The sequence below is a fragment of the Pseudomonas baetica genome, from assembly GCF_051216495.1.
Classification (GTDB): Bacteria; Pseudomonadota; Gammaproteobacteria; order Pseudomonadales; family Pseudomonadaceae; genus Aquipseudomonas; species Aquipseudomonas baetica_B.
The window spans coordinates 1-6,861 of sequence record NZ_JBPKAM010000187.1; the positions used below are offsets into that span (position 1 = coordinate 1).

Genomic DNA, 6,861 nt, shown 5'->3' on the forward strand with positions numbered 1-6,861 from the left:
AACAACCCCCCCTTCCAAAGCAGTCCCCCCCCCAACACAACCCCCACCTCCCCTTGGGGAGCCCCCCCTCCTCGCGAAGACCACAACACGATGCAACTGACTGAACGCCGTATTTGTTCAACGAATTCGAGGATTTTGAAATGTCCACAATGATACGCCCGGCCCTGAGCCTGTTGGTCCTGATGACCCTGATCACCGGCGTCGCCTATCCCCTGGTGGTCACCGGCGTGGCCCAGGTTGCATTCCCGGATCAGGCCAATGGCAGCCTGGTCCGCGATGCCGACGGCAAGGTCCGTGGCTCATCACTGATTGCCCAGGATTTCGTCGGCGACGCCTGGTTCCATCCACGGCCATCGGCCGGTGCGTTTGCCACGGTGTCGAGCGGTGCCAGCAACCTGTCGCCGAGCAACCCGGCCCTGGCCACTCGCGTGATCGACGACGCCAACAAACAACGGGTACCCGGTCAGGGGCCAGTGCCACTGGCCATGCTCACTACCTCCGGCAGCGGTCTGGATCCGCACTTGCCACCGGCCGCGATTGCCTATCAACTGGCACGTGTCGCCGCAGCGCGCAACCTGCCGGTGTCGACCCTGCAAAACCTGTTGGATGCGCACATCGAGCAGCCGTTGATAGGGCCGCCGGTGGTGAATGTGCTGGAGTTGAATCTGGCGCTGGAAAAGCTGTAAATCGGCGGCGCGGCCATTCGCGAGCAAGCCCGCTCCCACAGGAAAATGCATTCCAATGTGGGAGCGAGCCTGCTCGCGAAGGCGGCCTTGAAGGCACACAATCAACACCTGAAAAAAGAGATCCCCAAGCATGAGCGACTCCGGCCGCGCCGACGCGCTGTTAGCCAACCTGCCCCGCGATGGCCGTGGCCGGCTCAAGGTTTTTCTCGGTGCCGCACCCGGGGTCGGCAAGACCTACGCCATGCTGCAAGCGGCCCACACCCAACTACGTCAAGGCGTGAAGCTCATCGCCGGCGTGGTCGAAACCCATGGCCGCGCGGAAACCGAAGCGTTGCTCGGCGGCCTGCCGCAGCAACCGCTGGTGCGCTCCGAATACCGGGGCGTGATGCTCGAAGAAATGGACCTCGACGGCTTGCTCGCCGCCAAGCCGAAACTGGTGCTGGTGGATGAACTGGCCCACAGCAACGCCCCCGGCAGCCGCCACGCCAAGCGCTGGCAAGACATCCAGGAACTGCTCGCCGCCGGCATTGATGTGTACACCACCGTCAACGTCCAGCACCTGGAAAGTCTTAACGATCAGGTGCGCGGCATTACCGGCGTACAGGTCCGCGAAACCCTGCCGGACTGGGTCCTGCAAGAAGCCTATGAGTTGCTGCTGATCGACTTGCCCCCGCGGGAGCTGCTGGAGCGTCTGCGCGACGGTAAGGTCTATGTGCCAGAGCAGGCGCGGGCGGCCATCGATGCGTATTTCTCCCAGACCAATCTCACCGCGCTACGGGAACTGGCGATGCAAACCGCTGCGGCCCAGGTCGACAACGATCTGGCCCAGGGGTATCGCCAGCTCGGTCAGGCGGCACCAGCAGTACGCGGTCGTCTCTTGGTGGGTATCGATGGCGATGCCCAGGCCGAACGGTTGGTACGTCACGCCAGCCGTGTTGCCCAGCGTCGGCATCTGCCATGGAGTCTGGTGCATGTGGACAACGGCAGCGTGCGTGACGAGCAATCGCGCCTGCGGTTGCAAAGTGCCCAGCAACTGGCTGAACGCCTGGGTGGTGAAGTGGTGTTGCTGCGGGCCGGCGAGGTGGCGAAAACCCTGATCCAGCACGCCGCCGAACGCCGCGCCACGTTACTGTTGGTGGGGCAGTCCCGGCCGCGTCTGCGCCGGCGTCTGTTCGGTGGAGGCTTGGCGGCGCGACTGTTGCGCATTTCTAGCGGCCTGGAAATCAGCGTCATCGACGGCGAGCACATGCCGCATCAGCCACGGCAGCCTTCGATACAGTCGCTGGTGTGGTTCGACTATGCCTTGGCCGTGGTAGCGACGGTGTCGGCCAGTGCCCTGGCGTGGGCGGTGGCGAGTGTCTTGGCGCTGCCGAATATTTCGCTGGTGTTTCTTGCTGCCGTGTTGCTGGTGGCGGTACGCAGCAGCCTCGGCCCGGCGCTGTTCTGTGCCGCGCTGTCGTTTTTGACCTATGACTTTCTGTTCATTCCACCGAATTTTTCCTTCCACATCCAGCGCGAAGAAGACGTGCTGACTTTGCTGTTCTTCCTGCTGATGGCCGCTCTCACCGGCAACCTCGCGGCGCGACAACGGCGGCAATTACAGGCCTTGCGCGACACCCAGGAAGAGACCACCGAACTGCTCGATCTGTCGCGCAAACTGACGGCCGCCACTGACCGGCAAGCCGTGGTCAATGCGGCTGCCCATCACCTGGAGGGCTGGAGCGATTTGCAGTTGTGTCTGCTCAATCGCGACGGGCAGAACGGCTGGAAAGTCGAAACCGGTGGCCCGCTGGAATTCAGCGAAGCCGAGCGCGCAGCCGCCGATTGGGCCTGGCAACACGACCAGCCGGCGGGGGCAGGCACCGGCACCTTGCCGTTCGGGCGCTGGTGGTGGTGGCCGTTGTCGGTGGAGGACGGTCCGCTGGCGTTGCTCGGCGTGTGTGCCAAAGAGGGCCAGACCTTGACCGGCCAGCGCCGACGCTTGTTGACCGCGTTGAGCCAGCCGTTGGCCCAGGCACTGGCCCGCGCACAATTGGCCGACGACCTGGAAGCCGCGCGGCTGCACGGCGAAACCGAACAACTACGCAGTGCCTTGCTGGCCTCGGTGTCCCACGATTTGCGCACACCGCTGACGTCCATGCGCGGAAGCATCGACAGTCTGTTGGCCCTGGGCGAAGCGATCCCGCTGGAAGACCGTCGCGAACTGCTTGAAGGCACCCGCGATGAAGCCGAACGCCTGGACCGCTACATTCAAAACCTGCTGGACATGACTCGCCTCGGTCACGGGGCGCTGAAGCTGGCGAGGGACTGGGTATCGCCGGCGGACATCGTCGGCAGTGCGCTCAATCGCCTGCGCGCGGTGCTGGCGCCCTTGCAGGTCATGACCGAAGTCCCGGCGCAACTGCCATTGTTGTTCGTTCATGCAGCGCTGATCGAGCAGGCGTTGATCAATGTGCTGGAAAACGCTGCGCGTTTTTCGCCATCCCATGGACGCCTGCAATTGAAGGCCGGAGCTGACGACACTGAGCTGTTTTTCTCGGTGAGCGACGAAGGCCCGGGGATACCGGAAGCGGAGCGGGAGAAAATTTTCGACATGTTCTACACCGCCGCTCGCGGCGACCGTGGCGGGCAGGGCACCGGGTTGGGGCTGGCAATCTGTCAGGGCATGGTCGGCGCTCATGGCGGGCGGATCAGCGTCGCTGACGGCATCGACGGGCATGGCACCTGCATCACCTTGCATTTGCCATTACAGGCGCAGCCTGCTTTTGAAAATTAAGTAACGAAGGTGAAGCTTGAACGTGCGTGCGCTACTCTTTTGCCAATTTTCTTTGTTGATGGGAATTCATGAGCCAGACCGCGACCATTTTGGTGATCGACGATGAGCCACAGATTCGCAAATTCCTGCGCATCAGCCTCGTCTCCCAGGGCTACAAAGTGCTGGAGGCGGGTACCGGCAACGAAGGACTGGCCCAGGCCGCGCTGAACAAGCCGGACCTGTTGGTGCTCGACCTCGGTCTGCCGGATATGGACGGCCAACAGGTCCTGAGTGAGTTTCGCGAATGGTCCAAGGTGCCGGTGCTGGTGCTCTCGGTGCGAGCCAATGAAGGTCAGAAAGTCGAAGCCCTGGACGGCGGCGCGAATGACTATGTGACCAAACCCTTCGGTATTCAGGAATTTTTGGCGCGCATACGTGCGCTGTTGCGTCAGGCGCCTGTGGGCGAAGCGCAGCAAGCGGCACTCACCTTCGGCCCGTTGACGGTGGACCTGGCCTATCGCCGGGTGTTGCTCGATGGCAATGAAGTCGCCCTGACCCGCAAGGAGTACGCCGTGCTGGCGCAACTGGCGCGGCATCCGGGGCGGGTCATCACTCAGCAGCAATTGCTCAAGGACATCTGGGGGCCGACCCACACCGAAGACAGCCATTACTTGCGGATCGTGGTCGGGCATCTGCGGCAGAAGCTGGCGGACGATCCGACCCAGCCAAGGTTTATCGTGACCGAGGCGGGGGTGGGGTATCGGTTGTTGAGTGAGGGTGGCCTTTAGTTCTGTGTTGTTTGACCTGACGCTTTCGCGAGCAGGCTCGCTCCCACAGGGGATCCTTGGCGTTCACAAGATTTGTGTCTGGCTCAGACTCCATGTGGGAGCGAGCCTGCTCGCGAAAGGGCCGGATCATTCGCTCGAGAAACTTCAAGACTCGCGCTCATTCTCATAGCGATCCAAGGTATCCCGCGCAATCTCCCTTCCCAGCGCAATCAACTCCGGCGCCTTGTAGAACTCGAAAAACCGGCACACACGCTTCGGCACGTTGATGAGGATATCCGGCGGATATCCGGCAATTTTGTACTGCGCAAGCGACGTCTGCATCACCTCGAAACTCTGGTTGATCAGGTCCAGCAAGGACGCAGGCCCCACGTTGTCAATGATGAACGATCCGGTGGCGGACTTCGGCGCGCCGTCGCGTTCAGGGGCGGCTGCCGGTTGCTGGGCTTCAGGTTCGGCGGACTCGACCCAGGGGTTGATCTCGGCGGCTTCGGCCATCAAGGCTTCTTTTTCCAGCCGCAGTAACTGCTCGGCCTGTTTGCGCCGGAACGGCATCTTTGAACCGAGCGAGCTGATCAAACTGTCGAATCGGGTCTTGAACGCGGCGGGGCGCTGGATCACCGGCATTTGATAGTGACGCTGGTTGGTGGAGTTGAGGTTGACCGCGATGATCAAATCGCAATGGCTCGACACCACCGGCACGATCGGCAACGGGTTGAGAATGCCGCCATCCACCAGCATGCGATTGCCCTGCATCACCGGGGTAAACAGGCTGGGAATCGCCGCCGAGGCACGCATGGCCTGGTGCAGGCAACCTTCCTGGAACCAGATTTCCTGCTGGTTGGTCAGGTCGGTGGCCACGGCCGTGTAGGGAATGCGCAGGTCTTCGATGTTGATCTCGCCGACGATCTTGCGGATTTGCCCGAACACCTTTTCGCCCCGGATTGCGCCCAGGCGGAAACTGACATCCACCAGGCGCAACACGTCGAGGTAATCCAGGCTCTCGATCCAGTTGCGATAATCATCCAGTTTGCCGGCCGCGTAGATGCCACCGACCACCGCTCCCATGGAGCAACCGGCAATGCAGGCGATGTCATAACCACGCCGTTCGATCTCCTGGATGACGCCAATATGGGCATAACCCCGGGCTCCACCCGAGCCCAGCACCAGTGCGACACGCTTTTTCATGAATCGCCCTCGTTCCAATGATTGAACAATGCACCCATCGAGGGGCGTGCTTCAATCGTTCAGGTCGCTTGCTGAAGTGAGTGCGTCGTTTTTTCGACAGCATAGGGCGGTATAGTTTGCGCAGGCGATGAACGGCACTTTTACCGCGTTAGGCCGTCCTACGTGCATGACTGTTTCCCATACTTTGAGGTGTAAGTGATGAAAGCCTGGATCTGTGTGCCACTGATTGCCCTGGCACTGGCCGGTTGTGCCGGTAAAACCGCTTATCGTGATAGCTGCGGCAGCAACCTCGATGCCGCATGGCATGAACTGGACCTGGCCAAGGCCGAAGGTTTCGCCGGAACCGTCAGCTACTCCAAGGCCCTGTCGTTATTGACCGCGGCCAAGACCCAACAGCAGTTCGAAGGGTTCGAAGGTTGCACCCAAAAAGCCCAGAAGGCGCGTTTTTATATTCGTGAATCCCGCGCGGGTCGTTGAAAACAATGCTAACCCTGTAGGAGCCGGCTTGCTGGCGATTCGGCCTCAACTGTCTTCGCGATCTTGAGGACGCTATTGCAGGCAAGCCAACGCCTACAGTTTTTGTGTTGTTTAGGGAGTAACCCCCATGATCGACCGGTTGGTGGCCCATGTCCTCGGCCTGGAAGTTCGCCTGTTGGCTTGTCAGGCACGTTTGAATGCCCTTACCGATCCCGAAGCCTTGCACGACCTGCGCATCACGGTGCGACGGTTGCGCAGCCTGCTGCGGCCGTTGCGCGGCTTGCCCGGCGTTGAACAGTTGGAGGCGGCAGCCTCCCATGTAGGCGCTCTGACCACCCCATTGCGTGATCGTGAGGTATTGGCGGCCTATCTGCTTCAGCATGATCAACCCGAAGCCGCACGGCGGCGCATGGTGCAGATGGCCCAGGCCTATCCGGCCGTGGCGACGAGCACGGAGCTGACGCAATTGCTGCTGATCCTCGATGCTTTCCCGCGTTTCCTGCGAGCGGCCCAGCGTCAGCGGTTGCTCAAGGGCTTGGACAAAACCATCGAAAAACGCCTGGCCAAGCAATGGCAGAAACTGGATAAAGCCTTGCATGATCCCGCCCACGACCGTCATCGCTTGCGCTTGTTGATCAAGCGTGTGCGTTATGGCATCGAAGCCTATCCCGAGCTGGATCGTTTGCCGCAGAAGGCATTACCCCGGCTGAAATCGGCTCAGGGGGCGTTGGGCGAGTGGCACGATTGCCTGCAATGGTTGACGGTGGCGGAACACGAAGTGGATTTGCAGCCTTGTGTTGCAACTTGGAGAACCGCCATGGCGGAGGCCGAACAGCGCGCCGACCGCGTGCTCGAAAAACTCAGCAAGGCTTGTTTCAAATCCTGATTCCGCGGGATTTCCTCTGTGGGAGCGAGCCTGCTCGCGAAGGCGGAGTGTCAGCCAGCATTGATTCAACTGACAGTATGCATT

At 61.3% G+C, this 6,861-nt stretch carries 6 protein-coding genes; 5 read left to right on the forward strand and 1 reads right to left on the reverse strand.

Going from position 1 to position 6,861, the window contains the following annotated elements:
• Positions 1-140: 140 nt before the first annotated feature.
• The 3 genes from kdpC (at position 141) to ACSFE6_RS30620 (ending at position 4,229) form a co-directional block, all read left to right on the forward strand.
• Positions 141-686, forward strand: coding sequence for a potassium-transporting ATPase subunit KdpC (gene kdpC / locus ACSFE6_RS30610; RefSeq protein ID WP_435431111.1), 546 nt, complete (start codon positions 141-143; stop codon positions 684-686).
• A 130-nt stretch (positions 687-816) separates the two neighbouring features.
• The gene (locus ACSFE6_RS30615; RefSeq protein ID WP_435431112.1) at positions 817-3,462 is read left to right on the forward strand and encodes a DUF4118 domain-containing protein; all 2,646 of its coding nucleotides are present in this window, start codon (positions 817-819) and stop codon (positions 3,460-3,462) included.
• A 68-nt stretch (positions 3,463-3,530) separates the two neighbouring features.
• Entirely contained in the window at positions 3,531-4,229 is a 699-nt protein-coding gene (locus ACSFE6_RS30620) for a response regulator (protein ID WP_435431113.1), read from the forward strand.
• Positions 4,230-4,373: 144 nt separating this feature from the next.
• On the opposite strand, the gene ACSFE6_RS30625 is transcribed toward ACSFE6_RS30620, so the two are convergent.
• Complete coding sequence (locus ACSFE6_RS30625; protein ID WP_435431114.1) at positions 4,374-5,414, reverse strand: patatin-like phospholipase family protein; 1,041 nt, start codon at positions 5,412-5,414, stop codon at positions 4,374-4,376.
• A 198-nt stretch (positions 5,415-5,612) separates the two neighbouring features.
• Here ACSFE6_RS30625 and ACSFE6_RS30630 point away from each other — a divergent pair, with 198 nt between their 5' ends.
• Together ACSFE6_RS30630 and ACSFE6_RS30635 are read left to right on the forward strand one after the other, a co-directional pair.
• On the forward strand, positions 5,613-5,891 hold the full coding sequence (locus ACSFE6_RS30630; protein WP_435431115.1) for a hypothetical protein: 279 nt from the start codon (positions 5,613-5,615) through the stop codon (positions 5,889-5,891).
• Between the two features lie 127 nt (positions 5,892-6,018).
• Positions 6,019-6,777: a CHAD domain-containing protein gene (locus ACSFE6_RS30635; RefSeq protein WP_435431116.1), complete on the forward strand. Its 759-nt coding sequence runs from the start codon at positions 6,019-6,021 to the stop codon at positions 6,775-6,777.
• The last annotated feature ends 84 nt before the right edge of the window (positions 6,778-6,861 follow it).

What these genes read in the sequence shown, in the direction of transcription:
- kdpC (WP_435431111.1), top strand. Translation starts at nt 141, where the DNA reads ATGTCCACAATGATACGCCCGGCCCTGAGCCTGTTGGTCCTGATGACC.
- ACSFE6_RS30615 (WP_435431112.1), top strand. Translation starts at nt 817, where the DNA reads ATGAGCGACTCCGGCCGCGCCGACGCGCTGTTAGCCAACCTGCCCCGC.
- ACSFE6_RS30620 (WP_435431113.1), top strand. Translation starts at nt 3,531, where the DNA reads ATGAGCCAGACCGCGACCATTTTGGTGATCGACGATGAGCCACAGATT.
- ACSFE6_RS30625 (WP_435431114.1), bottom strand. Translation starts at nt 5,414, where the DNA reads ATGAAAAAGCGTGTCGCACTGGTGCTGGGCTCGGGTGGAGCCCGGGGT.
- ACSFE6_RS30630 (WP_435431115.1), top strand. Translation starts at nt 5,613, where the DNA reads ATGAAAGCCTGGATCTGTGTGCCACTGATTGCCCTGGCACTGGCCGGT.
- ACSFE6_RS30635 (WP_435431116.1), top strand. Translation starts at nt 6,019, where the DNA reads ATGATCGACCGGTTGGTGGCCCATGTCCTCGGCCTGGAAGTTCGCCTG.